This window comes from Nakamurella antarctica (assembly GCF_003860405.1).
Taxonomy (GTDB): Bacteria; Actinomycetota; Actinomycetes; order Mycobacteriales; family Nakamurellaceae; genus Nakamurella; species Nakamurella antarctica.
On the sequence record NZ_CP034170.1, the window covers coordinates 1,691,252 to 1,714,905 of the forward strand.

Below are 23,654 nucleotides of genomic sequence, written 5' to 3' on the forward strand. Positions count from 1 at the left end.
ACTGACTTACCCGAAAAGAGAAATCGAATTACGCGATTCAGGTTAAATGTCCCGCGCTTGCACGCATCGCATGCAGTGTGGCGCCGGTCGATTGTCCCATTCGTAACCCCAACGAGTGGTCGCAATTGCATCTCAGGCTGGTCACGGTTTCAGCGCCCAGCACTAGGGCCCGCTGTTCGTCCTCGGCCTGCCTTGTATCGCTCGATGAGCGCGGCGGTGGAGCTGTCCTGGCTATCCGTGGACTTCTCCCCCGTCAACATGGGTGCGAGCTGCTGCGCCATCGCTTTGCCCAGCTCCACCCCCACTGATCGAAGCTGTTGATACCCCAGATCACGCCCTGAACAAAGGTGATGTGCTCGTACAGGGCGACCAACTGGCCCAGCACGCTGGGTGTCAACCGGGTCGCCAGGATGGAGGTTGACGGCCTATTACCCGGCATCACCTTGTGGGGAGCCACCTCTGCGCTGGTCCCCTCCGCCAGGATCTCCTCAAGTGTCTTCCCGAAAGCCAGGGCGGAAGCCTGAGCGAAGAAGTTGCTCATAAACAGGTCTTGCACATCGGCGTCGCCGTCGCGCAGTTCATGGAGCGGCTCGATGAAACCAATAAAGTCGGCTGGGATGATCCGCGTGCCCTGGTGAATCAGCTGATAGAAAGCGTGCTGGCCGTTGGTGCCAGGCTCCCCCCAGAAAACTTCACCGGTGTCGACTGACACCCGAGTTCCATCTATCCGAACAGATTTCCCATTGCTCTCCATCGTGAGTTGCTGCAGGTAAGCCGGAAATCGAATGAGGTATTGGGAATAGGGCAACACCGCGTGTGAGCCGGAGTGAAAGAAGTCGCCGTACCAAATATTGAGCAGGGCAAGAATCACGGGGGCGTTCTGCGCGAACGGTGCAGTCCGGAAATGCTCGTCCATCGCGTGGAACCCGGCCAACATTTCGCGGTAATTCGCCGGTCCGATAGCGACCATCAGCGACAGGCCGACGGCAGATTCGAAGGAATAACGACCGCCAACCCAGTCCCAGAAGCCGAACATGTTGTCAAGATCGATGCCGAAAGCGGCCACCTTGTCGGCAGCGGTGGAAACTGCAACAAAGTGCTTGCGCACAGCGGACTGCGCCTCATCGTGGCTCAGACCGTGCTGGCTCATCAACGTGGTTGTCAGCCAGGTGCGGGCGAGGCGAGCGTTGGTCAACGTCTCCAAGGTGGTGAACGTCTTGGAGGCAACAATGAACAGTGTCTGGGCCGGGTCTAGGTCACGGGTTTTTTCGAAACCATCGGTGGGGTCAATATTGGAGATAAAGCGGAAGTCCACGCCGCGGTCGGAATAGTCGCGAAGAGCCTCGAACGCCATCACCGGCCCCAGGTCCGACCCGCCGATGCCGATGTTGACCACCGTGGTGATCCTGGCGCCAGTTGCTCCCGTCCACTCGCCGCTGCGCACCCGGTCGGCGAATGCTTCCATCCGCCCCAGGACTTCGTGGACCTCGGCCGCAACGTCGTGGCCGTCCACGATCAGGCTTGCACCTGGGGGCAGTCGAAGAGCGGTATGCAGTACGGCCCTGTCCTCAGTGACGTTGATATGGGCACCGGAGAACATCGCGTCGATCTTGACCCGCAAGGCGGCAGGCTCTGTCAGCGACATTAGGAGGTCGATCGTCTCGCGCGTGATGCGATGCTTCGAATAGTCGATATGCAGATCGACCGCGGTTGCCGTGAGTTCCGTGCCTCGGTCGGGGTCTGCGGCGAAGATTTCCCGCAGGTGAACGTCTTTGACGTGAGCGAAATGATCCTGCACGGCTGCCCACTGGACCGACGTCGTGGCTCCCGGCTCGAAACCCTCCCCGCTCGTCGAGGCTTCAGAGAGGTTCTCGGCACCTGATTTCACGCTGGCTCCTTGTTCGGCGAGGGATATCGCTCCCCGCTGTTGGCATGACGACTGGCCTAGGTGATCCGACTTCCTTCGCTTGATCACCAGCCCGGGGTAACGGTAGTCGTGAAGATGTCGCCCCGGCATCCCGGGCGCCGCGAGCAGTGATGCGACCTCCCGCCCACGCGCGGAAGATAGAGTCGGGTGAAAGAAACGGGTGCGTGAACAGCACGTGTCCCCCAGTGCGAAAATTCTTGAATCGCCAGCGAGCGAGTCTGTTTTTTTAACGAAAGCGAGTCAGATCCGTGGTGTTGCCAGCTGACAACAATCCCGCATTCTCCGAATTTGCTCACCCCACAAGGCTTGTCAGTACCGATTGGCTCGAAGCCGCACTCGGCACCAAGGGTCTCGTCGTGGTCGAAAGTGACGAAGACGTTCTGCTGTACGAAATTGGCCACATTCCTGGTGCGGTCAAAATTGATTGGCATCTCGACCTCAATGATCCGGTGCGACGCGACTACATCGACGGTGCGGCGTTTGCCACCCTGATGCAGGCCAAGGGCATCTCCCGGGACAGCACCGTGGTGATTTACGGCGATAAAAGCAACTGGTGGGCCGCCTACGCCCTCTGGGTATTCACGCTTTTCGGACACGAGGATGTCCGCCTGCTCGACGGTGGCCGCGCAAAATGGCAATCTGAAGCTCGTCCGATGACGACTGACGTAACGCCCATCGTGCCCGCCGACTACCCGACAGTGGACCGCGAAGACAGCAGTATTCGGGCGTACATGGACGACGTGCTGGCCCATCTAGGCCAGCCGATGATCGATGTTCGCTCTCCCATGGAGTACACCGGTGAGCGCACCCACATGCCGAATTATCCCGAGGAGGGCGCACTCCGCGGCGGCCATATCCCGGGCGCGCAGTCCGTGCCCTGGGCGCTTGCTGCAGCCGAAGATGGCACCTTTCGCAGCCGCGCGGAGTTGGAGCAGATCTACCAGGGTGACAAAGGACTGACGCCATCGGATGACGTCATTGCCTATTGCCGCATCGGTGAAAGATCCAGCCACACCTGGTTTGTGCTGACGCATTTGCTCGGCTTCGACAAGGTGCGAAACTACGACGGATCCTGGACCGAGTGGGGTAACGCTGTTCGTGTGCCCATCGTCAAGGGCGAAGCGGCGGGCCACGCTGATGGCTGAACTGCTGCCAGCTGCCCTGGCCGAAATTGCTGCTGACTTCGCTGCCCTAGAAATCCCCGAAAGACTGCAACTTCTCCTGGAGTTCAGCCGGGAACTACCGGCGCTGCCGGTGAAGTACGCGGAACACCCTGAGCTCCTCGAAGCCGTTCCCGAGTGCCAGTCCCCCATCTTCCTGATCACCGAGGTGTCGGGCAACGGCGCCGACGCTCACGTGAGTGTGCATTTCTCTGCGCCACCGGAAGCGCCCACCACCCGAGGCTTTGCCGGAATTTTGAAAGAGGGACTCGACGGGCTGAATGCCGGCGAGATTCTCGCTATCCCGGGCGATTTGCCGCAGATGCTGTCGTTGGGCGCGGCGGTAAGCCCGCTGCGGTTGAACGGTATGGGCGCCATGTTGCATCGAATCAAACGACAGGTGCACGAGAAGGTCGGTTTCGCAAGCTAGCGCTACCTCGCCGAGTGGTGCTGTGTGGCCTGAGAATCCGGGTTCTCGCGCGTCATAACCCACCGCTGGGCGGGATTCAGGTAGCGAGCACGAGTTGCTGTGCTTGCGCCACGGCCGTAGCCGGTCCGGCAGCATGCCAGCTATGTCCCCCGTGCTCGAATACCTCGGCGACACCGCCGGCAGCGCGCACCAACGCTGCGCCCGGCAACCAGTCCCAGGGATGAGTATCGGCGTGGAGCCACAGACCCAGGCGACCGGCAGCGATAGCTGCTAGCTCCACGGAACCCGAGCCGATCATGCGTACCGTCGCCGACTGTTGCAGGACCGCCAGGATGGGGTTCAGCAGGTGCGGGTCGACCAAGCGCGGTGGATGCAGGTAGGTCGAAAATGCGACCTCGTGGAGCGGCCGATCCAGCAAGGGGGCGACTTGCACGCCATTGAGAGTGACCGGCAAACCTTTGCCACCGACCCACAACTCGTTCGTCGTGGGTTGAAAGATCGCACCCAGCAACAGGTCCTCCCCGTCGAGAAGTGCCAGCGCCGAACACCAAGCCGGTAGGCCGGACACAAAGTTGTAGGTTCCGTCGACCGGGTCGATCACCCAGGATCGTCTGCCAGGAGCGGCCGCCCCCTCTTCTCCGAGAACGCCGTCATCGGGCCGCGCCAGCGCTAGCGCGGCCACGATCATCGATTCTGCTGCCTTGTCGGCGTCGGAAACTACGTCGCTGATGCTGGTCTTCGTGTCGACAGTCAGTCCTGCAGCGAGCATTTGAGCGGCCAGAGTGCCCGCCTGGGTCACCAGCTGGGCAGCTAGTTCGGCGTCGGAGAGTGCAAGGGACGAGAGCTGGTGGCGGTGATCAATCACCCTCCCCACTGTGCCAGTAATCGGAGTCGGGTTTGCACTTTTTCAGGCGTCGCGCTTGCCACCGTATGCTCGTTGGATGTCGGCGACGAACAATGGTGCAAATCTAGTAAGAGCTGATGCTGCGACGTCGACGCGGTTGGCCACGCCAGCCGACCTTCAGGGAGTTGTCGACACCCTGGTGGAAGCATTCCATCGAGATCCGGTGTGGAGCTGGGCTTTTCCTGACATTACGGTGCGCGCCGCGCAGCACGCCGCGATATTTCAGATGACCGTATCCCACGCCATCGCGCATCGCTCAGTCTGGCTGACGGGCGATTACGGGGCTGTCATCACTGCTTTCGCCCCCGGCATTAATGAAATGTCGGATGACGACGCGAGCCGGTTCCCCGCGGTTATTAACGAACTACTCGGAGATCACGCTCAGCAGGTCAACGACCTTTTCGAACGGTTCGAGCATGCGCGTCCGGTCACCACACCGCACCTTTATATCTCCATGCTGGGCGTGCGGGGTCGCGCGCGCGGTCATGGCATCGGGATGGACTTGCTCAGCCACGTCATGCAACAGGCGGACTCTCAGGGGATCGGGGTGTATCTGGAGTCCAGCAACGGCGCCAATGACGCTCGGTATCGGGAAGCCGGGTTCGACATACACGGCAGCATCCCCGTCGCCCCGGGGCGGCCACCGATCACCACCATGTGGCGGGACCCGACCCCCGCTGCCGATCTCGTCATTTATCCCACGCTCGAGGGTTAGTGGACTCTATATTCCAAGGGGCGTACTTCGGCGCAGGAGCGTCCGGTCATCCGTTGAACACGCGACACCGCATCTGTCAGGAGCACTCATGGGAATCAGTCTGGTTAAGGGCGGCAACATCTCCCTCACCAAAGCAGCCCCCGGGCTCGCTTCGGTGATCGTGGGGTTGGGGTGGGATGCACGAACCACCACCGGCGCAGAGTTCGACGTCGATGCAAGCGCCTTGGGAGTGGATAGCAATCGACAGATAGTCTCCGGCCAACATTTCGTCTTCTATTCCAACCTGCGCAGCCCCGACGGCGTCATCGAGCATCAGGGCGACAACCGCACGGGCGCCGGTGACGGCGACGACGAAAAGATCACCGTCCATCTGAGCGCCGCTCCCCCCAACATGGACGCCGTCATTTTCGCCGTTTCCATCTACGACGCCGACACGCGAGGGCAAAGTTTCGGCCAGATCCGCAACGCCTTCATCAGGGTTGTCGATTCAGCCAACGGCGCCGAGTTAGCCAGATACGACCTGAGCGAAGACGCCGCGACCGAAACTGCCATGGTGTTCGGCGAGCTGTACCGCAGCTCCAGCGAATGGAAATTCCGCGCCGTGGGGCAGGGATACGCCTCCGGTTTGTCCGGCATCGCCACCGACTTCGGGGTGCCGCTCTAGCTGTTCGGGGTTCTGAAGCTTGGGCGTGCCCTGATCCGAGGTTGACTCAACTCCACCAGGGACGAAGCGGCAGCCCCGCATCCCCCCGCAAGCCGGGTTTCACGGCCAGCACCTGATGGAGTTGAATGGCGTTGCGCTCGAAACCCATTCGGGAGCCGGCCATATACAGCGCCCAGACACGTGCGGTACCCGCACCCACCTCTGCAACGCACTCATCCCAATGCTCGGCCAAATTGATGCACCAGTCCCGAAGCGTCAGAGCGTAGTGTTCCCGGAGGTTTTCGCTGTGACGCACCTCCAGGCCGGCGTCCTGGATGTCCGTGATGATCCGGCCCGAGCCGGTCAACTCACCATCTGGAAACACGTAGCGGTCGATGAATGCTTCAGTTTTAGCTTGCGAGAAGTTGTCGGGACGCGTGATGCAGTGATTCAGTAGGCGGCCGCCGTCGGCGAGTTTTGTCGTCAGGAAGGCAAAATAGGATGCGTAGTTGTCGACTCCGATGTGTTCGGTCAGCCCTATTGACGAAATCGCATCGAATCCCGTTTCGGGCACATCCCGGTAGTCCAAGTATCGTATTTCTGCCAACGATTCCAACCCGTCACGGATGATGGCTTGTTGTCCCCAGGAAGCCTGTTCTGCTGACAGCGTGACACCCAAAACTGAGATGCCCTGGCGTGCAGCATATCTCACCATGGATCCCCAGCCGCAACCGATGTCCAGCAAGCGCTGGCCGGGAGTGAGCCGTAACTTATCGAAGATGAGGCGGTATTTGTTTTCCTGCGCTTGTTCCAAGCTTGTTGTTTCCGTGTCGTAGACAGCGCACGTATAGGCCATCGACGGCCCAAGAACGTACTCGTAAAACTCGTTGGAAACGTCATAATGGCGATGAATCGAGTCCGAGTCGCGCTGCTTCGAATGGCGCTGCATCGCTGTCAGAACGCTGCTACCCGCCGTCAGGGCCGCTGTTGCTCGTCGCCATCGAGGCGGGGCTTCTTGGGCTGGCGGCGCGACAGGCACGAACTGCTTCCAGCCGAGCGAACGCGCCAGATTCAACAACTGGGCAGGCGTTGGACGACGCACGTGCAATGCATCCGCCATCAACGCGAGCATCGGATAAGGGTCTGACGAGTTCAGTCCGGAAAACTCGAGATCACCTGCCACGTAGGCCCTTGCTAGGCCTAGATCGCCGGGCGCGTTGAGAAAATAGTTGAGTGCCCTACTGGAAACCAGGTGCACACCGAGCGCTGCTTCCGGCGGTCCCGCGACCGACCCGTCGAAGGCGCTGAACCGAAACGGAAGTTCGCCATCAATGAGCGTGGAAAGCACCTGTGCCACAGTCATTTTCGGATGAGTCGGCACATCGTCTCGGTGCGAGCGATGGGAACTCTGAGGGGGTGCTTTGAATGTCGTCATCGACGTCCCACTGTCTTTTCATACATGTCCAGGAGCCTGCCGTCCGGGTCGTACTTCTTCTTGAGTGTGGTGTAGGTGCTTGCGCCATAGAGCTTCTCAAACTCGGCTTGCGTGTAGTACGCATCGGAATAGAGAGATTTGTGTCCGCCCAATCGGCTCACTTCCCGCTCGATCAGTCGATTGGTATGACCGATCTCGCCGCTCTGTTGACCCGGCACTGCCGACCAGAATCCCACATTGATGTACAGCTGGCCGGGACGAATCGGGTAGAGCGGCCACTGCGCGGTACGGCTTGCCTGCCTATTTCGTAAGGGGCACAACCACAATGGGGTAATAGGAACGTTGTGCAGAAACCAGTCTAAGAACCGCGCGCTCTGTTCAACCGGAATCTCAATGTCCTGCACCACCCGTTCTTCCGGCGGCCTGCCTCGCAAACCCTGGATCCGATCGGCAATGCCGAAGCGACGGTCCAGTGCCACCAACTTCCAGTACGCCGAACTCCGGCGCCATTGCTGTGGCCACAACCTTCGCACCACGCGGTTCTGGGCACCGAAGGCCCTAGAGCACCAAAACCAATCGGTATCCCATCGCCATAAATAATCAGCGATGGTTAACCGGTCACTGGTGCGGCGCTGAAGGGAGCGGTAGTAAATGCCCTGCCCTGTGTAATTGCTGACCGGCCCAGGCTCGTCGGTCATTGTGCCCACGGTGAGGTAGCTCTCGGTAGGTGAGAAGACAACCCCGTCGAGAAAGTCAAAGGCGAACCCGCGGTGGGTCCCACTTGCCGCAAGCGTTGTAAGCGCTTGCTCCAAGGCGTCTAGATCGCGATAGCGCAGGTGCTCTAAGCGCACGTAGGGCTTCACCTGCGCAAGCTCCAGAACAACGCGCACGGCGTAGCCGAGGCTGCCGTAGGAATTGGGAAATCCGTAGAAAAGGTCGGAGTGTTCGTTGGTCGGGGTAGCCGTGACGATCTCGCCATCGCCGGTCAGAATGTCGATTTCTACCACGGATTCATGGACCAACCCGTGCCGAAACGATGTGGACTCGATCCCGAGTCCAGTGATCGCGCCCCCGACTGTGATTGTTTTGAGCTGTGGGACAACGAGTGGGCGTAAACCGTGCTTAAGCGTTGCTGCGACAAGGTTCTCGTAGGTACACATTCCGGAAACCTCGACCGTGAGCCTCCGGGTATCCACGGCGATGACGCTGTCGAGTCCCGTGACGTCCAACCCGGGCGCGTTGGTTTTTGCTCTGGTTCGGAATATGTTTGAGGTCTTTTTCGCCAGTCGCACTGTGCTTCCCGTGGGCAGTGCGCGGTAGCTTCGCCCTAGCCTTTGTGCAGCTTCGGCGTGGGCGCGGTATGACGCCGAGACAGTTCCTCGGTTTTGAGACGACATGGTGGTTACGTTAGACCCGGATCGCACGACAATCACGCGGACCGCGTCTATCCGCAACCGAGTCCGGGCGGTTGGTGTGTCAGGCTGTTTCTCTAAAGTCTGAAATGTCTACTTCTCTCTTCACCATGCAGGTGATCCACCACTACGAGCAAGAGGCAACTGTGAGAGATCGGCCCCCTACCGCGCCCGGCGCACATTTCGTAGACACCGAAGTTATTGCCAAAAGCCCCCGCGGCGCCTCCCAGGGTCTGAGAGTAGCGCCGACACTCACCCGGATTGGGTTGCTGCTGATTGTCGCCGTATCGCTGGCCGGATGCGGATGGGTGAGTTCCATATTCGGTAAGGACGACAAGGTCGACACCACAAGCATTTCCGCCTTCGACGTCAAAGTTGGTCAATGCTTCAACCCACCCGGCACAGTCCAGGCCGAGATTCCCAACCTTGATCTCATTCCGTGCGATCAGGGTCACCTGATGGAGGCATTCCTCCTGTCGGACTATGTGGATGCCAATGGCGCATCAGACACCTACCCAGGGGTGAATGCGCTCAAGAGCTTTGCCCAGGGACGCTGCGCCCAAGCGGTGATGGACTATGTTGGCGTGAGCTACCAAGATTCATCGCTTTTCACCACTTTTTTGTTCCCCTCGGCGCGTTCGTGGGAGAGCGATAAAGACCGCACCGTCATCTGTTTCCTCACGACTACCGGCGAGACACTTACGTCATCTGTGGCCGGTAGCAAGAAGTGAAATCTGGGGATCTGCAGACAATTGGCGTCGAACTGCTAGGAGTGTGAAATGCCAAATCCGTGCGTCACCGCTGGCGCTATGATGCAATGTTCTTTCGGGGTCGCGCCATCCAGCCTGATGGTCCTGCCACCCCGACCACTGGTCGAAAAGAAATTTGCCGCAACGATTCTCGATATTGCGCCTGCGGTTAACATCCCGCCTTTCGGGATGTGCACTTCACTGTCAAACCCGACCGTAGCGGCCGCCACAGCTGCTGCTCTAGGCATCCTCACGCCCATGCCCTGTATTCCATTGGTGCCTGCGCCCTGGACAGCGCTGGCTCCTCAGACCCAGTACGGAGGCGTTCCAGCCCTGGTCGCTGGCGCCACCTGTAACTGCGCCTGGGGCGGCGTTATCGTCATCGGGATGCCGGGTTCAATTCGAACCCAGGCTGGCTAAAGCAGGTCGCCTGCCGTACCCGCATTGCTCAGCGATCGAGTCACCTACGGTGCACGGGTGACGGTAAGCGCCTTCTCATTGGGGCGCCCATTCACCCTCTGCGGGTATGGGGTCCCCGCAAGGATCAGCAAACGGGCGAATGGGATACCACAGACAAAGAAACGCTGGCATAGTCCACCGTGTCCTACTTATCGCCGCGTGAAAACCGGCGTGGATATCTTGTGTACCCGTTGCGGTACATACCTTTTCGTGTTGCCGGTTGTAAAACGCCATCAAGAGTCGTTCCATCATCAGGACAGGAGTGGGAATGCCCACGTACACAGCGCCAGGGGTCTACATCGAGGAGGTTGTTTCGTCCCAGAAGGTGCTCTCCTCAGCTCCTACAGCGATTGCAGCCTTTGTCGGCTTCACTGAAAAGGTTCCGACGGATGATCCCAATGACCCCGAAGGTTTGGCCCCGCGGCTGGTCACCAGTTGGACTCAATTCGAAAGCCTCTACGGCAGTTTCGTCAAAGGTGCCATCCTCCCGCTGTCTGTCTACGGGTACTTCGCTAACGGCGGATCCATTGCTTACATAGTGCGAATCCCGAACACCACGCCTTCCGGTGAGCCAGCCCGCCGCGAACTGCCCGCAGCTGATCGCGCGCTGGGACTTCCCCTTGCTGTGGAAAGTCTAGAGCCGGACGCAGATATCGCGCTGGCCATCAACAGCTCGGACGAGTCACCTTCTGTGGATGGCAGCGAGCCCGACGGGCCCAACCCTTTCGACCTGACGGTCCTCGTTCAAGGTGTGGCTGTAGAGACATTCCCTGGCCTCACACTCGCCTCCGTCGCCAAGGCGGTAAACGGGGTCTCCACCAAGATCAAGGTAGAGGTCCTACTCGATGCAAAGACCGACATCTCCTCCCAGATAGAGGTTCTCAAACCTGGGGTGTACCCACTTGAGAAGTCTTCACCTATCCCGGTCCCCGTGACCGGGCGTAAATTCGCGGGCTCGGAAACAGCCCGCGCGGGCATTAACGGCCTCGCGGTCGCGGAGGACGTGACGATGGTGATCGTCCCCGACCTCGTGACCGCCGCGACGAAGGAAGACGGGACCATCGACCTGGGTCTGTGGAAGGCAGTGCAGACGTCGTTGATCACGCACTGCGAACTCAACGGCAACAGGATGGCCATCCTCGATGCGCCCCCCGGAATGAGCCCACAGCAAATCAAGGAATGGCGCAGCGATGTCGCCATGTACGACTCGGCCTACGCTGCCTTGTACTACCCCTGGATCAAGGTCGAAAACCCGATCGGCACGAACGGTGACGCGGAAGTCTTTGTCCCACCAAGCGGCCACGTCGCGGGAGTGTGGGCACGTACTGACGAGACTCGGGGTGTGTGGAAGGCGCCGGCAAACGACACCATCCGTGGTGTCCTGGATGTCGAATATGGGGTCACTCAGAACGAGCAGGGCTTGCTCAATCCGATTGGTATCAACTGCATCCGACCGTTTGGTACTCGTGGCATCCGGATCTGGGGCGCGCGCACGCTGGCTAGTGACAGCGATTGGCGCTACATCAACGTCCGACGCCTTTTCAACATGGTGGAAGCTACCATCGCCGAAGGCACCCAATTCGCTGTTTTCGAGCCGAACGATATGGCTCTCTGGGAGGGCATAAAGCGGACGCTGAACTCCTTCCTACGCGGGTTGTGGAGCGCCGGAGCTCTGTTTGGTGCTTCCGCGGACCAAGCCTTCTATGTCAAATGTGACGCCGAAACCAACCCTCCGGAGTCGATTGATCAGGGTCTGTTGATCGTTGAGGTCGGTATTGCACCGGTCAAGCCCGCCGAATTCGTGGTGTTCCGCATTGCCCAGCACAAGCAGGGCGCTAGCTAAACCGCCGTCGATCTTTTCTTGTAAGTGACCCCAGAACTGGAGAACCGCGATGCCGAATGACCTCATTAATACCGATCCGCTGATAGCCCAAAACTTCTTTCTCGAAATTGATGGCGCCGTCCTCTCGACCCTGTCCGGTGTATCCGGGTTGGACGTTGAGATGGAAGTCGCTATGACCCAACAGGTAGGTAAAGACGGTAAATCTCAGACCGTCAAGACGCTCGCCGGCCGTAACAAGGCGCCGGATCTTTCCCTTACCCGGATGGCTCCGGCGGACTCTACTGCAGACAACCTGTGGAAGTGGTTCAACGATATTTACAACAAGGGAATTAAGATCGGCGACCGGACGAACCACCGCAAAAGCGGGTCGATCGTGATGTACGACTCCACGCACACAGAAGTCGCGCGGTTCAACTTCACGAACGGCTGGCCGTCCAAAATCTCCACCGACGCCCTGTCGGTAGATTCCAACGATCCCGTCAAGGAAACCATCACCCTGACTATAGAAAAGCTCGAGCGGGTCAAGTGAGCTTGAAGACTTCGTACGAGTTCACCCTGCCCCGGGGCTATATCGATCGTCACGGTGCGTTGCACACCGCTGGCACGATGAGGTTAGCCACGGCGCGGGATGAGCTCGAACCTCTGCGGGACCCCACTATCCAAGGACCGGATGACCCACGCCTCACGGTGCTGATCCTGGCCCGCGTGGTACAGACTCTGGGAAGCCTGGAAATGGTAACCCCACACGAGATCGAAGGTCTTTTCGCTGCCGATCTTGCGTTCCTGCAGGACTTTTATGGCGTTATCAACTTTGGTAACCAGGCCGAGTACGAGGCTCTGCTGGCTGCTCAGGCTGCGTCTGAGCCGTTGACCGGGGCAACACCTGTCACTACTCCCGCAGCCACTGCCAGTTCCGAATCGCGTGGCCCGGACTCCGAAGCTACTTCGCTTGAACCCGCGGAATACTCAGCGCCGCCCAGGGCGACGTACCGTGCACGCGTGGAGGAGATGCCGCGAGAGTCGCGGTGATCGGCACATGTTGCGCTACCCGGCAGAAGTGATCTGGCAGGAGATCGCATATCTGGCCTACCACCTGCATTGGCCAATGGACGATTTGCTTGACCTAGAACATATGGACCGGGTGCGGATGGTCCGTGCAGTTGCTGGTCTGAACGAAAGAGCATGGGAGTCGGTCCGTGAATTTGCCTGAGGGTGCCACGCCTTTGGGCGGCGAGCCGAGCCTCACGTCTCGATTTCTCTTTGAAGTCGACGGTGTTGAAATCGGCCTGTTTGGCAGCATCAAAGGACTTCAGGTGAGCGCCACAGTCGAAGAGGTCGTGGAGGGCGGACAAAACGGCTTTACGCACAAGCTGCCGGGTCGACTCGAATGGCCGTCCATTACTTTCAGCCGCGGTCTTACCCAGGCGGACGCGCTGTTCGAATGGATGAACAAAACTTCGGGTGAAGGGTTTGCGGCTGCGGGTAACACAGTGGTGCGCAGATCGGGGGCGATTACTGCGATTTCCTCGGCTGGCGACAGGCTTCGCTCCTGGAATCTCGAAGCAGTAATGCCGATTAGATGGAAAGGGCCGGACTTCGACGTCGATAACAGCAATGCGCTCTCAGAAGAGTTAGAGATAGTTCATCACGGCTTCGTCCCGGCGACCAAAAAATGACGGACCCCTCCCCGAGCGTGGGTGTTCGGTCAGAAACCGCGGAGTCACGACCTACCCTGGGCCGTGAGGCCATCCGTCGTTGGGGGCGACCAGGCCCGCCAGGTCGTCAACGCCCGGCGCCCCTAGGGTCGGTTGCCCTGGGAGCGAGCCGATTTGCTGCGGGCCTGACGCAGGCTTCCCCCGTTCGTCGGCGATTGGCCGGCCCCGGAGACATCAGTACCCCGCGCGCCGCCGGCACTGTCCGTCCGCCCCGGTGGTGGACGCCAGGGCAGGTGCCGGCGGAATCTACCTGGGGAGCTTCTGCAGAACCGCGCGCATTCCCGCAAAGTCGCGGACTTCGACGGTCGTCATCCACTTTGCCCGATGAGAAGTCCTACCTTCCAGGCGTAATGGTTGCCAAGATGGCGAGCAGCGTCATTCCCGTTCGCCGAATCCCCGATGTTCGTGCCGCAGGGACAATGACTGGCGCCGTGAAGCTGGTCCTACCTCGGCCATCTCCACCGGTAGGTGCCCCTGTTCAACGCGACACCTTCCCCCACGACAATTCCAGCAAGGACCGCGGCCAGCCGGGGACGTCAAAGGGGGACGGCGACGGGCACCAGCGATCGGCTGGAGCCGTTCCCCGCACCACGCCTGAAGGCACGTCGGCGGACACTGCTGCGCCAGCGTGGCGCCAGCGCTTGTCACGAGGGGTTGGGCACTTCGCCATCCCAGCGCGCAAGGCCAATGGGACGACACACGCCGCCGCCTCTGCTGACCGTGTGCGGCGACACGGCCTGCAATCGCCAGCATCTCGCTCCGATCGGCTCGCTGCCACGCCGTCACAGACGGCCCAGCCCGCGGCTACCCCCGCACCCACAGGTCTTTCGCGAGGCACGTTGGAGCGCACCGGCGTCTTCGACTCCGCAGGAGCTACTTCTATCGCTCACGCCACGACGGCGGCCATAGCGAAACCGTCGACCGCAGCGGCAGTTTCAGGCTGGCGGACACCCGCAGAGATGGCTCTCAGCCCGGTGCACACCACCGCCCCCGCGACTGCCACGCGCTCGAACGAGCAAATTCGCCTCGCCAAGACTGGGCACGATGAAGTAGTTGACATAGCGGCCCCGGGAGCTGGCGTTCCTGCTTTGGCGCATCCCGAACTCCCGGCTGCACGAACAGGCGGAGCTAAAACTCCACCGGCGCAGGCACCACACACTGTTGAGACTGAGTCTGTCTCGGCGCATCCAGCTTCGGCGGGGCCAGGCCTAGTGGGCCGGCTGCGCCGCACTGTGATGTCTCGTTTGCCTCTCGGTCTTGCGTCGTTGCCCTCGCCAGACCCCGTGGCCTCAAGTATTCACACGAGGGTGCCGGTCGCCGCCCGCTACACAAGTCCAGCATTGCGGCCACCGGTCGGCGCCCATACATCACCCACCAGCAGTACTGAGTCTGGCAAGACTATCGCTGGCAGCACTGGAAAGGGCGGCCCGGTCGCGCCGGCCACGCTTGCGGGAGTGAATCCGGGGATTCCTGCTTCAGTTGCGAGCGTTGGTGCTCAGGCATCGGTGTTCGCGTCATCAAACAGCTCCGTGCCGCCCCAATCTGCGCCGACCCACCCTGTTTCGACCAACTCTGCGCCGACCCACTCTATTTCGTCCGACTCTGTTTCGACCAACTCTGCGCCGAAAGCGCCCGCGAATCTGGCAACGTCAGGGCTCGTCACCAGCCCGGAAACGCCAGCTGCCACACCGAGCGCAGAACAGCGTGGCGTAGGTGTACCTGGGTCTGCATTGCCCTTCTCGCACTTATCCAGCGCTTCGGCCGCAGCAAAGTTGTCTCCTAGCGAAGAGTTCTCACCGCCATCTAGCGTCATGTCGCACCAAGGCTCACCCGGCGTATTCCGCGAGCGAGGAAAAGGCCTGGTACTGCACCGTTCTTTGGCTAACTCTTTTAGGGTTCGGACAACTGGCCCGACTGAACACGCCCAGGAACCTGCTTTCTCGGCATCAGCGGCGGCGACCAACTCCCCCGCAACCACAGCGCGCTTCGTGACTGCACAGCTCCAGCCTCCGCACATTGTGGGCAGTCCCCTCGACATCGCCGCACGGAATCCACCGCACCTCACGCGCCCGCTATGGCTCGGTGCCGCGGCCCCTGCGGTGCAGCGCGAGAAGACGGAATCGGTCACCCCGTCAAACGGTTCAGATCACGATCCCGCCACCGGAATACATACCCGCGCGTTCATGCCCGCCGATGCGCGGGGGTTGGCGAAACGTCAGACAGTACCGAAAAGTGCTGACCGAGCAAGCAATTCGAGCCAAGGGAGCGCCACAGCTTCACCCGCTGCCCCAGCACACACCACTTCCCTCACTCAGGCCCCTCCCCGCAAAAGCCACCAGCCGTTGCGGCGATATTCTCTCTCGTCTGCGCTGAAATTCACGGTGGCATTCTCCCGAGGTGAGAGTAGGGGTGCTAAATCCGCGCCCATGGGTGAGCACCATCGGACTGATGGGGCATGGGCTAGCAGCAAGGTCATGAATAGCGCGCCCAAGCCAATCCTTGGCAGACTCACCCGCACGCCCCCAACCGCTCTTTCGTCGCATCGTCGGGTCCTTGCCAGCTTGAGGCCTACTTCCTCCGATGCCGCCGGTATTGGCGCGGCTTACAGGAGCTTGCCTTCGGGCCCAGCCACGAGCAGTGCGGGAGCGGGCCGTCTCGGGTCGACCCCTGCTGTTCCGGCCCATCTCGGCTTGCGCGTTGTCGGCACGGCTGGTGCAGATAATGGGGGCGCACCAGGAACACTGCCTATCGCTTCCAGCTACCGCATCGTCCCGTCAGAGCCTGGCGCGGTTCAGCTTCGGCGTGTCACAGCGGGCGCTGCATCGATCAGTTCCCGCTCTCACCCTGGGCGTGTTCGTCCGATTGGTCCACATCGACCTGCGACTGGCAAGCAACCGGCACGCGACTCGGTGGGACGAGCCATGGGTCCGCTCTCAGACGGCAGATCTTCCGGCACCGGACGACCCGGCTCCGGACACTCTGGCGGGGCCGGTACTTCTCAGATTCCGCCGCTCCAGCCTGCGCGTGGGTCTGGGCCTCCCCGGGGCTCGGCGACATCCAACAGACAAGAAATGGGCCTGCCCGGATCAATCACTGCAGGGGTGAACGCACTCGGTGATACCGGCACAAGACACGCCCACTCCACCGTCACCGCATCCGCGCCTGCTCCCATCCGTCGCCTGCGCGGGACCGTAAGCGCGCAGAGTGTGCCAAGCGGCACTTGGGAAGCGGCGATGCCCGCGGCCGGACCGTATTCGGTCGACATGTCGTCTCGGGACTTCACTTCCGGCTTGGGATCAAGCCCATTTCGCACCATCGCCGCAGGCACTCCTACAGTGATGACACGCGGGAAAGTACTCCCCCCGCGCGGTATTTCCAAAGCACGGTCCTTGTCATCGGTGCCGTCAGCCCCCTTGTCTGACATGTCCGTATCCGAAACCATCACATCTCACCTAGGACAAGGTGTTGGTTCGCGCACAGGGGGTTCGTTGGTGGACCGCGTGCCGGCAAGCAGCTTCCTTCGACGCACACCGCTTTCCTCATCGCAGAGCAATGGGAGCTCGGGATCTGGCGTCCACCGCAGCGCCGAAGGCTCAGTGCACCGCACCATCGTGCCATCGCAGTCTTCGCAGTTATCGGGCCCACCACTACCGTTGGTAGCCCTTATGAGGGGAAACGTCATGTCAAGTGAGGATTCCGGTTCGACGTCGATCGACGAACAGCTTTCTGCCCAAGAATGGGCCGAACTCGTCGATGTGATCGTCGACCGGCTCGAGGATCGCGTGATCGACGAACTCGCTAGGCGAGGTCGTCGCACGAATCACGATGTGTTTTGATGTGCGCTTCGGTAGAGAATGAAAACGTGCGTAGAAACTAATGTAGATGCTCATAGATCACGGCATGCGGTCAGCAGCCAGGAAGGAAGCGGGGCGGCGAAATGGCTTTGACAGAGAAGGCCTATCTAAAGATCGAGAAGTCCGCAGATAATATCCCTTGCATGTTTAATCCGAGCGAACTAACACTCTCGCAAAGTAACGACTGGGACAGTAAGCCTGCGCCGGGAAAAGGCGCGCCACAAATCAGTTTTAAAGGCGTCAAATCTGGCACTATGTCGCTCTCCCTCGTTTTCGACACCACGTCTACCGGTGAGACTGTCACCATTCATACCAACAAGGTAATGGCATTGATGGACATTGACGAGTCCCTCCCCGGAACCGATAAGACGACACGAAACGCAAGGCCGCCCACTGTCACCTTTCACTGGGGAAATTTCCATTCTTTTGAGGCAGTAGCAACCGGTCTCAAACTTACCTTTACCTACTTTTCTTCCACCGGGACCCCCCTACGTGCCAAAATTGATTTGGATCTCATGCAGTTCAAAGATCCAGATCAACATCCAAAACAGAATCCTACGTCCGGCACTCCGGAGCCTCATCGGGTACACCGTGTGAAGCCCGGGGAGACACTTGATCGCATCTCCGCTCAGTATTACGGGGACAGCACAAAATGGCGACAAATTGCCACTGCCAACACCATTTCCGACCCGTTGGCGATCAGAGTGGGCTCCTTGCTGTCCATCCCGCGGAACCACTAACACTCGCCAGCGCCACCTGTATCCCATCTGCTCTATCAACTGCTATGTCAGGAAAACTGCGCCACCCCCGCAGGGTTCGATCGGAGGAAACCATGCCTGCTGCCACCAATGTTGGTGCAACAACACCCGAGATCAGGATTAATGGGCGAGAACTTGACGAGCTATCCCTTGGAATGTTGTCGGTGATCAAGATTGAGTCGTGCCTTCGGATGTCGGCGCGTGCACTGATCCGATTTAGCGACCCCGGATATCTCATCAGCACGCCCGGGACTTTTGCGATTAATAATTCTGTCGTTGTCAGCACGTTGGGCGTGGTTCTCTTTAGCGGATCAGTCACCGGTGTGGAGCTGGAACACCATCAGGGTTCCGTGGATTTTATCGTGACGGCGGACGATAAAGCTTCCGCTTTAGCGCTGGGGTCCAAGGTCCGCACTTTCACTAATGTCACCATCAGCGACGTGGTAAAGACCATGCTTGCTGGCTATGGAATGAAGACAAAAATTGAGCCAACTGGAGTGGTCTATCCGTATTTGATCCAATCTGGAAGCGATTTGGACTTCATTAATGAACTCTGTGATCGAGTGGGTTTTGATTGGTGGGTGGAGGACGGCACCTTTGTGTTTGCCGCCCCTATAAATCTCCACACTCCGGTTAAGGTAGATAACAGTGACGAATTATTCCAGTTCACTGTCAAAACCACCGCCTTGCACCCTGGCCAGACGACTGTGACGGGTTGGTGGTCGGGAAAGAAGCAGGCCGTTACAGGGCAAGCAGACCTGGCCAAGGCGACCCTTAAGCCCGATGCAAATTTTGTGAAACCCTTCGTGGAGCCAGCACATCTGAGTGCTCTGAACAAGCTGACTCATGCAGGCTCTGTACCTCTGGATGCTGTGGAAGCCGGTGGATTAGCCAGGGCGATGGCGCAAAGGTGGGTGAGTCAAGCGGTTACAGCCAAGGGGGTGTGTTTCGGAAAGTCGGCCATCAAGGCCGGATGCGTACTTGCCATTGCCAATGCCGGACCAGCCTCCGGCAGTTATTACGTCACGCAGGTGGAGCACACTTACTCCCGCAAAGGATTTCAGACGAAGTTCACCGCTGGGGATCGCCGATCTACGTCTATCGTCGATACGCTCAACGGCCCCGGCCGGGGGGCGGCTCGGGGCGCAATGGTGGTGGGTGTCGTGACCGCCCTTGCCAACGGTACCGACGAGCAACCGGCCGGGAACGTGAAAGTAAAATACCCCTCCATCGGCGACGGGGTCGAGAGCAACTGGGCCAGGGTGGTGTCGATCGGTGGTGGCAACGGCCGCGGGTTTACTTTCCTACCCGAAGTTAACGACGAAGTGATGGTGGCTTTCGAATCCGGAGACATGCGGCGCCCCATCGTACTAGGCGGGTTATTCAACACCACTGATCAGCCAGGCGATTTTGGGGTCAATGACGGAGCCGTTGACCGGCGGCGCATTACCTCTAGACTCGGACATTCGCTCGAGTTTTCCGACGATGCAGATACCAAAGCGCAGCACATCGCGCTGGCACTGGCCGGTGGCAAACATACGGTGAAACTCGGAAAAGAAGCACTACTGGCCGAGGTCCCGGCGGGTGTGCCAATTACCGTCAAATCTGGTGACACAGTGGTAGAAATCAGCAAAGCGGGCGACATCACCCTGTCCGGAAGCACGATCACCCTCAAGGCATCGAAGGACATCGAGCTTTCTGGGGCTAACGTCACCATCAAAGCCAACGTCAAGTTGGCCGCGTCGGCTGCGATCGTCGAAGTCAAGGCCTCCGCCAAAGCTGACCTCTCCGCTGGCGGGATAGTGGCTGTCAAGGGAGCGATGGTGCAGATCAACTGATGAGCGAACTCGACCTACCAACGCCCGGCGTCAGCAGCGCGCCATCCTACGATGCCACTTTCATCGGTCGTGGATTCTACTGGCCTATGCAGGTGGACCACACTGGGTCCATCCGAATGTCCAGTGGCGCCGCAGATTTAGATCGCGCGATTGCAGTGGTGCTCGCTACAGCACCCGGTGAGCGACTGATGAGGCCCGATTTTGGGTGCAGGATCTGGGACCTGATGTTCGAACCTGTTACGGCGAATCTCCTGGGCTTGATGGCTTTTTCTGTACGAGAAGCGTTGTCCCGTTGGGAACCTAGGGTGTCTATCGAGGAGGTAGATCCTGTGCCAGACCCGGCTGATTCCGGGCTGATAAGCATCAGAATCACCTACCGGGTCAAGGCCACCAACGACAAACGCAACTTGGTCTATCCGTTTTATGTCATTCCCCACGAGGAAGAGGGCTGATGGTACTTCCTGCGCCGAATCTCGATGATCGCACTTTCCAAGACATCGTGGATGAGGCAAAGCGGCTTATCCCCGATACACCCCGGAGTGGACGAACCATAACCTGTCCGATCCGGGTGTAGCACTTATCGAGCTTTTCGCCTGGATGAGCGAAATGGTAATTTTCCGTCTCAACCAAGTGCCGGACAGGTTGTTTGTGCACTTTCTCAATATGGTGGGTATAGAACCATTCCCCCCGTCGGTGGCGCGCGCGAACGTCACCTTTTGGCTCTCAGCAACCCAAACTTTTCCCGTAGTTGTTCCCGTTGGCATGCAGGTGAGCACCGCGGGTGAGGCCAGCGGGTCTGGTGAGCTGCTCGCTGAATCGATCGTTTTCACCACCACCTCGGAGCTCACCATCGCACCACCGGTACTCCGCGATATTCTCACCACCGATGCGCGTGCTGAACGGCTTACCCCCGGCTGGGACGACCTGCGGTACGCCGACACCTCGGTCACCTGTTTCTCCTCCTTGGACGCAGCGGGTCGGCTAGTCCCCGGCGATGCATTTCTAGTGGGGTTCGGCAGCAGCATGGCGGGGCATGCGATCAGGTTGTCAATGACGGCGCAGGCCAAGGGAATTGGTGTAGACCCACGAAACCCGCCGTTGATCTGGGAGGCATGGGACGGCGAAGCTTGGATCAAAGCAGAGGTATTTTCCGATACCACGGGGGGCTCAACCGAGCGGGAGACATTGTTTTATTGGTACCGGCCGAGCATGGCATTCTCACGCTGGGTGATTCGGCGGCGTATTGGTTGCGGGTTCGGTTGCTTGCGCCGATCCCTGGCCAACCGACCTACCAGGAGTCACCGCGGATCACCTCCATGACGGTCGCTACTTTGGGCGCCACCGTGCCCGCCGAGCATTCGACGATGGCTCACGCTGAGGTGCTTGGGCGCTCTGATGGCAGCCCGGGCCAGCAGTTTCAAGTCAGCTTCCCGCCGGTGCTGCCGCGGGAAAGACATGAGACTGTCGAAATCGTCGATGGTGCCACCATCGTGAAATGGACTGAGGTCGCTGACTTCTCGCGCTCGAACACGACAGATCTGCATTTCGTTTGGGATTCCACTTCCGGTGTGATTCGATTCGGACCGCGGATCCGCTACCCCGACGGGACAGTCCGTCAGCACGGCAAAATTCCCCGTGATGGCGCTGAGATTTCAGTCAATGGTTACCGGCACGGCGGCGGGGCATCCGGCAACGTTGGCGCAAGGACACTGACTGTGCTGCGATCTGCGGTGCCGTACGTGTCCAGCGCCATTAATCTGCACGCCGCCGTTGGTGGGGTCGATGGTGAGTCGATCAGCGAGGCAAAGCTTCGTGGCCCTCTCACCCTGCGGACGGGACAGCGCGCGGTTACCGCAGGTGATTTCGAGCGGCTCACCCTCGAAGCGTCTATCGAAGTGGCTCGCGCACGGTGTTTACCGGCATCCAGTGGAACTGGGCCCGTCCGCATCTTGGTAGTGCCACAAATTCGCACGGACCCACGCATGCACCAACTCGATGATTTCGCTTTAACAGCACCGGTGATGCGCAGCATCGTCGACAAGCTCGACACACATCGCATTGTCGGGACAACCATTGAAGTGGGCACGCCGTTCTTCCAGGGCGTTTCGGTGGCAGCACTGGTGCATGCACCGGCGGGGAGGCCACTGGCGCAAGTGAAGCAGCGGGCCATCGACGCACTGAGTAGATATTTGCATCCCCTCGTCGGCGGCGCAGACGGCGCAGGATGGCTCTTCGACGCTGACCTCAATGCCGCCGCAATCGGGCAGCTATTGGAAAGCGTTGAAGGCATCGACCGAGTGGACGAAGTGCTGCTCTTCGAGTTCGATCTGCGCACCGGCACCCGGATCGGGGGTGGCCGGGACGTGATTCGCCTGGAGCAGCACTCGCTCTTCCTCTCCGGAGCGCACCGAGTAGTGGTCCGATGACCGAGCATTCCGCGCGGCACGCACGGGAACCGACCGACCTAGTAACGAATACGCCAGGGCCACAAGGCATCGTCGTAGTTCCCGAATCCCGTACCGCAGAGCGCCTCCCGCTCTCCCCCGCGGCGCCACTATCCCACGCCCGCGATAGTTCGCTACGCCCGATCCGTCGGGACGCGAGAGTGGGTAGACCTCCCCGTCATCCGCAGTGGCTGTTGAACCAACTCCCCGTCGGCATGATGGATAGCGACTTCTTCGTACGGTTTGTCGCCCTGTTCCAGGAACTGGGAAGCACCTTGCTCGACGACGCGGACCTGCTGGAGAGTATCCCCGACATCGCCGTTACCCCAGCACCTTTGCTTCCGCTCCTAGCAGGCTGGATCGGTGTCGAATCCGTGGATGCCTCCCTTCCCGACCACCTGCAACGAACGTTGGTGGCATCGTCGGCGAAAGCTCTGGCGTGGCGCGGCACCTCCAGGGGTATAAAGGAATACCTGGAGATGCTTTCTGGGGATGAAGCGCTCCTTATCGACAGCGGGGGCGTCTACGCCGAAGGCGCCGCCCCCATCGGTCCCGCATGGCTTCGAATGACGGTAGTCAGCACTGGACACCTGTCGGAATCAGAGTTCGTCTCGATGATTCGAGATGAGGTACCTGCGACCGTCCGCGCCGAACTGTGGGTGGGCGTCAGGCGCATTTGGTCAAATTTCAATGAGTAAGGCAACGCGTGGCACAGCAGCCAGAACTCGTGAGGTTCTGCGTCAACAATTCGCCAGTAAACCGAAACCGAAGGACCTTCGATGAGCACGCCGACTACCCCCGCATCTGCTTCCTCGTCCTCCGGCGCGCTAATCCCTGGCGGTGCACTCGCTGACCTTGCACTGGGAAACTCGCCAGGGACGATGGCCGCTAGAGGCGCCGGAGAACCCATCGGTAGCGAGATGGTGACGTGCCCGGAGTGCGGTTTGATGGGAATAGTCGAACCCACCAAACGCAACAGCGCGGACTTCTGCCACGGCTGCGACTTCCCTCTTTTTTGGGCGCGGAGCACGGTGATCAGTATGGCCGGCGACGACACCGGGGCTTCCTTGCGGCGACTGCCAGGTACCGCGGGTCGCGCCCAACGCGCCTCGGTAGCCTGCCCGCATTGCGGCGAGCCCAATATCCCGGTAGCCCTCACATGCATTAGATGTCTACAGCCGATGGAAATAGTTGCGCCCGTACCGCCGCCGCCCCCTGCCCCGATAGTTGCACCGCTGATATCACCCGAGCCAGAGCCCGCGCGTAACTGGTGGTGGCTTGTCGTCGTGTGCTTCTGCCTACTGGCGATGACGATCATTATTGCGATCGCGACCCTGACCTAGCGGCGCGGCGCCAGCGGAAACAACC

Annotated in this window: 25 protein-coding genes and 1 pseudogene; 19 read left to right on the plus strand and 7 right to left on the minus strand. The window is 60.0% G+C overall.

The features are described 5' to 3' along the window. Positions 1-149: 149 nt before the first annotated feature. Positions 150-1,798, minus strand: a pseudogene (gene pgi / locus EH165_RS07410) (glucose-6-phosphate isomerase). A 377-nt stretch (positions 1,799-2,175) separates the two neighbouring features. Here pgi and EH165_RS07415 point away from each other — a divergent pair. After that, positions 2,176-3,072 (plus strand): sulfurtransferase, encoded by an 897-nt coding sequence (locus tag EH165_RS07415; RefSeq protein ID WP_124798902.1) that lies wholly within the window; start codon positions 2,176-2,178, stop codon positions 3,070-3,072. Further along, positions 3,065-3,517: a SufE family protein gene (locus tag EH165_RS07420; protein WP_124798903.1), complete on the plus strand. Its 453-nt coding sequence runs from the start codon at positions 3,065-3,067 to the stop codon at positions 3,515-3,517. Before EH165_RS07415 ends, EH165_RS07420 begins: the two co-directional genes overlap by 8 nt. Positions 3,518-3,593: 76 nt before the next feature. On the opposite strand, the gene EH165_RS07425 is transcribed toward EH165_RS07420, so the two are convergent. Further along, positions 3,594-4,382: an inositol monophosphatase family protein gene (locus EH165_RS07425; RefSeq protein ID WP_239020467.1), complete on the minus strand. Its 789-nt coding sequence runs from the start codon at positions 4,380-4,382 to the stop codon at positions 3,594-3,596. 76 nt (positions 4,383-4,458) lie between these two features. On the opposite strand from EH165_RS07425, the gene EH165_RS07430 reads away from it, so the two are divergent. After that, positions 4,459-5,136, plus strand: a complete 678-nt coding sequence (locus tag EH165_RS07430; RefSeq protein WP_124798905.1) for a GNAT family N-acetyltransferase — start codon at positions 4,459-4,461, stop codon at positions 5,134-5,136. An 88-nt stretch (positions 5,137-5,224) separates the two neighbouring features. Beyond that, positions 5,225-5,800 (plus strand): TerD family protein, encoded by a 576-nt coding sequence (locus tag EH165_RS07435; protein ID WP_124798906.1) that lies wholly within the window; start codon positions 5,225-5,227, stop codon positions 5,798-5,800. Between the two features lie 46 nt (positions 5,801-5,846). Here the strand turns inward: EH165_RS07435 and EH165_RS07440 are convergent, their stop codons facing one another. Continuing rightward, positions 5,847-7,214, minus strand: coding sequence for a class I SAM-dependent methyltransferase (locus EH165_RS07440; protein WP_124798907.1), 1,368 nt, complete (start codon positions 7,212-7,214; stop codon positions 5,847-5,849). After that, positions 7,211-8,611 carry an FAD-binding oxidoreductase gene (locus tag EH165_RS07445; RefSeq protein WP_124798908.1) on the minus strand — a complete coding sequence of 467 codons (1,401 nt, stop codon included), beginning with the start codon at positions 8,609-8,611 and terminating at the stop codon, positions 7,211-7,213. Before EH165_RS07445 ends, EH165_RS07440 begins: the two co-directional genes overlap by 4 nt. Before the next feature lie 104 nt (positions 8,612-8,715). Here EH165_RS07445 and EH165_RS07450 point away from each other — a divergent pair, with 104 nt between their 5' ends. From EH165_RS07450 to EH165_RS07475, 7 genes are all read left to right on the plus strand, one after another. Beyond that, on the plus strand, positions 8,716-9,357 hold the full coding sequence (locus tag EH165_RS07450; RefSeq protein ID WP_124798909.1) for a septum formation family protein: 642 nt from the start codon (positions 8,716-8,718) through the stop codon (positions 9,355-9,357). Between the two features lie 48 nt (positions 9,358-9,405). Next, positions 9,406-9,795 carry a DUF4280 domain-containing protein gene (locus EH165_RS07455; RefSeq protein ID WP_124798910.1) on the plus strand — a complete coding sequence of 130 codons (390 nt, stop codon included), beginning with the start codon at positions 9,406-9,408 and terminating at the stop codon, positions 9,793-9,795. A 307-nt stretch (positions 9,796-10,102) separates the two neighbouring features. Beyond that, positions 10,103-11,677: a phage tail sheath family protein gene (locus EH165_RS07460; protein ID WP_124798911.1), complete on the plus strand. Its 1,575-nt coding sequence runs from the start codon at positions 10,103-10,105 to the stop codon at positions 11,675-11,677. Between the two features lie 49 nt (positions 11,678-11,726). Further along, positions 11,727-12,206 carry a phage tail protein gene (locus tag EH165_RS07465; RefSeq protein ID WP_124798912.1) on the plus strand — a complete coding sequence of 160 codons (480 nt, stop codon included), beginning with the start codon at positions 11,727-11,729 and terminating at the stop codon, positions 12,204-12,206. Continuing rightward, on the plus strand, positions 12,203-12,706 hold the full coding sequence (locus EH165_RS07470; protein WP_124798913.1) for a hypothetical protein: 504 nt from the start codon (positions 12,203-12,205) through the stop codon (positions 12,704-12,706). The genes EH165_RS07465 and EH165_RS07470 overlap by 4 nt, the downstream gene beginning before the upstream one ends. Positions 12,707-12,713: 7 nt before the next feature. Continuing rightward, a complete protein-coding gene (locus EH165_RS15405; protein WP_164479020.1) occupies positions 12,714-12,887 on the plus strand; it encodes a DUF6760 family protein in 174 nt (57 codons plus the stop codon). A gap of 13 nt (positions 12,888-12,900) precedes the next feature. Further along, complete coding sequence (locus EH165_RS07475) at positions 12,901-13,353, plus strand: phage tail protein (protein ID WP_239020469.1); 453 nt, start codon at positions 12,901-12,903, stop codon at positions 13,351-13,353. Positions 13,354-14,278: 925 nt separating this feature from the next. Here the strand turns inward: EH165_RS07475 and EH165_RS15410 are convergent. From EH165_RS15410 to EH165_RS07485, 3 genes are all read right to left on the minus strand, one after another. After that, positions 14,279-14,452: a hypothetical protein gene (locus EH165_RS15410; protein WP_164479152.1), complete on the minus strand. Its 174-nt coding sequence runs from the start codon at positions 14,450-14,452 to the stop codon at positions 14,279-14,281. 435 nt (positions 14,453-14,887) lie between these two features. Then, positions 14,888-15,205, minus strand: a complete 318-nt coding sequence (locus tag EH165_RS07480) for a hypothetical protein (RefSeq protein ID WP_124798915.1) — start codon at positions 15,203-15,205, stop codon at positions 14,888-14,890. 1,185 nt (positions 15,206-16,390) lie between these two features. Beyond that, the gene (locus EH165_RS07485) at positions 16,391-16,834 is read right to left on the minus strand and encodes a hypothetical protein (protein ID WP_124798916.1); all 444 of its coding nucleotides are present in this window, start codon (positions 16,832-16,834) and stop codon (positions 16,391-16,393) included. 238 nt (positions 16,835-17,072) lie between these two features. On the opposite strand from EH165_RS07485, the gene EH165_RS15415 reads away from it, so the two are divergent. The 8 genes from EH165_RS15415 (at position 17,073) to EH165_RS07515 (ending at position 23,629) form a co-directional block, all read left to right on the plus strand. Then, a complete protein-coding gene (locus tag EH165_RS15415; RefSeq protein ID WP_164479153.1) occupies positions 17,073-17,228 on the plus strand; it encodes a hypothetical protein in 156 nt (51 codons plus the stop codon). A 101-nt stretch (positions 17,229-17,329) separates the two neighbouring features. Then, positions 17,330-17,986 (plus strand): CIS tube protein, encoded by a 657-nt coding sequence (locus EH165_RS07490; RefSeq protein ID WP_124798917.1) that lies wholly within the window; start codon positions 17,330-17,332, stop codon positions 17,984-17,986. A 92-nt stretch (positions 17,987-18,078) separates the two neighbouring features. Next, positions 18,079-19,842, plus strand: coding sequence for a phage baseplate assembly protein V (locus EH165_RS07495; RefSeq protein ID WP_164479154.1), 1,764 nt, complete (start codon positions 18,079-18,081; stop codon positions 19,840-19,842). After that, a complete protein-coding gene (locus EH165_RS07500; RefSeq protein WP_124798919.1) occupies positions 19,842-20,294 on the plus strand; it encodes a GPW/gp25 family protein in 453 nt (150 codons plus the stop codon). The genes EH165_RS07495 and EH165_RS07500 overlap by 1 nt, the downstream gene beginning before the upstream one ends. A gap of 145 nt (positions 20,295-20,439) precedes the next feature. Further along, positions 20,440-21,162 (plus strand): baseplate J/gp47 family protein, encoded by a 723-nt coding sequence (locus EH165_RS15760; protein ID WP_206425852.1) that lies wholly within the window; start codon positions 20,440-20,442, stop codon positions 21,160-21,162. Then, positions 21,102-22,268 (plus strand): putative baseplate assembly protein, encoded by a 1,167-nt coding sequence (locus EH165_RS15765; RefSeq protein WP_206425853.1) that lies wholly within the window; start codon positions 21,102-21,104, stop codon positions 22,266-22,268. The genes EH165_RS15760 and EH165_RS15765 overlap by 61 nt, the downstream gene beginning before the upstream one ends. Next, positions 22,265-22,984: a phage tail protein gene (locus tag EH165_RS07510; RefSeq protein WP_124798920.1), complete on the plus strand. Its 720-nt coding sequence runs from the start codon at positions 22,265-22,267 to the stop codon at positions 22,982-22,984. Before EH165_RS15765 ends, EH165_RS07510 begins: the two co-directional genes overlap by 4 nt. An 81-nt stretch (positions 22,985-23,065) precedes the next feature. Then, positions 23,066-23,629, plus strand: coding sequence for a hypothetical protein (locus tag EH165_RS07515; protein ID WP_124798921.1), 564 nt, complete (start codon positions 23,066-23,068; stop codon positions 23,627-23,629). The last annotated feature ends 25 nt before the right edge of the window (positions 23,630-23,654 follow it).

Bases quoted from the DNA above. Each gene is read 5' to 3' on its own strand.
- EH165_RS07510 (WP_124798920.1), top strand. From the start codon at position 22,265: ATGACCGAGCATTCCGCGCGGCACGCACGGGAACCGACCGACCTAGTA.
- EH165_RS15760 (WP_206425852.1), top strand. From the start codon at position 20,440: ATGAGCGAAATGGTAATTTTCCGTCTCAACCAAGTGCCGGACAGGTTG.
- EH165_RS07455 (WP_124798910.1), top strand. From the start codon at position 9,406: ATGCCAAATCCGTGCGTCACCGCTGGCGCTATGATGCAATGTTCTTTC.
- EH165_RS07500 (WP_124798919.1), top strand. From the start codon at position 19,842: ATGAGCGAACTCGACCTACCAACGCCCGGCGTCAGCAGCGCGCCATCC.
- EH165_RS07480 (WP_124798915.1), bottom strand. From the start codon at position 15,205: ATGACGCTAGATGGCGGTGAGAACTCTTCGCTAGGAGACAACTTTGCT.
- EH165_RS07465 (WP_124798912.1), top strand. From the start codon at position 11,727: ATGCCGAATGACCTCATTAATACCGATCCGCTGATAGCCCAAAACTTC.
- EH165_RS15405 (WP_164479020.1), top strand. From the start codon at position 12,714: ATGTTGCGCTACCCGGCAGAAGTGATCTGGCAGGAGATCGCATATCTG.
- EH165_RS15415 (WP_164479153.1), top strand. From the start codon at position 17,073: ATGTCAAGTGAGGATTCCGGTTCGACGTCGATCGACGAACAGCTTTCT.
- EH165_RS07515 (WP_124798921.1), top strand. From the start codon at position 23,066: ATGAGCACGCCGACTACCCCCGCATCTGCTTCCTCGTCCTCCGGCGCG.
- EH165_RS07440 (WP_124798907.1), bottom strand. From the start codon at position 7,214: ATGACGACATTCAAAGCACCCCCTCAGAGTTCCCATCGCTCGCACCGA.
- EH165_RS07445 (WP_124798908.1), bottom strand. From the start codon at position 8,611: ATGTCGTCTCAAAACCGAGGAACTGTCTCGGCGTCATACCGCGCCCAC.
- EH165_RS07490 (WP_124798917.1), top strand. From the start codon at position 17,330: ATGGCTTTGACAGAGAAGGCCTATCTAAAGATCGAGAAGTCCGCAGAT.
- EH165_RS07460 (WP_124798911.1), top strand. From the start codon at position 10,103: ATGCCCACGTACACAGCGCCAGGGGTCTACATCGAGGAGGTTGTTTCG.
- EH165_RS07485 (WP_124798916.1), bottom strand. From the start codon at position 16,834: ATGGTTTCGGATACGGACATGTCAGACAAGGGGGCTGACGGCACCGAT.
- EH165_RS07420 (WP_124798903.1), top strand. From the start codon at position 3,065: ATGGCTGAACTGCTGCCAGCTGCCCTGGCCGAAATTGCTGCTGACTTC.
- EH165_RS07450 (WP_124798909.1), top strand. From the start codon at position 8,716: ATGTCTACTTCTCTCTTCACCATGCAGGTGATCCACCACTACGAGCAA.
- EH165_RS07430 (WP_124798905.1), top strand. From the start codon at position 4,459: ATGTCGGCGACGAACAATGGTGCAAATCTAGTAAGAGCTGATGCTGCG.
- EH165_RS15410 (WP_164479152.1), bottom strand. From the start codon at position 14,452: ATGTCAACTACTTCATCGTGCCCAGTCTTGGCGAGGCGAATTTGCTCG.
- EH165_RS07495 (WP_164479154.1), top strand. From the start codon at position 18,079: ATGCCTGCTGCCACCAATGTTGGTGCAACAACACCCGAGATCAGGATT.
- EH165_RS07435 (WP_124798906.1), top strand. From the start codon at position 5,225: ATGGGAATCAGTCTGGTTAAGGGCGGCAACATCTCCCTCACCAAAGCA.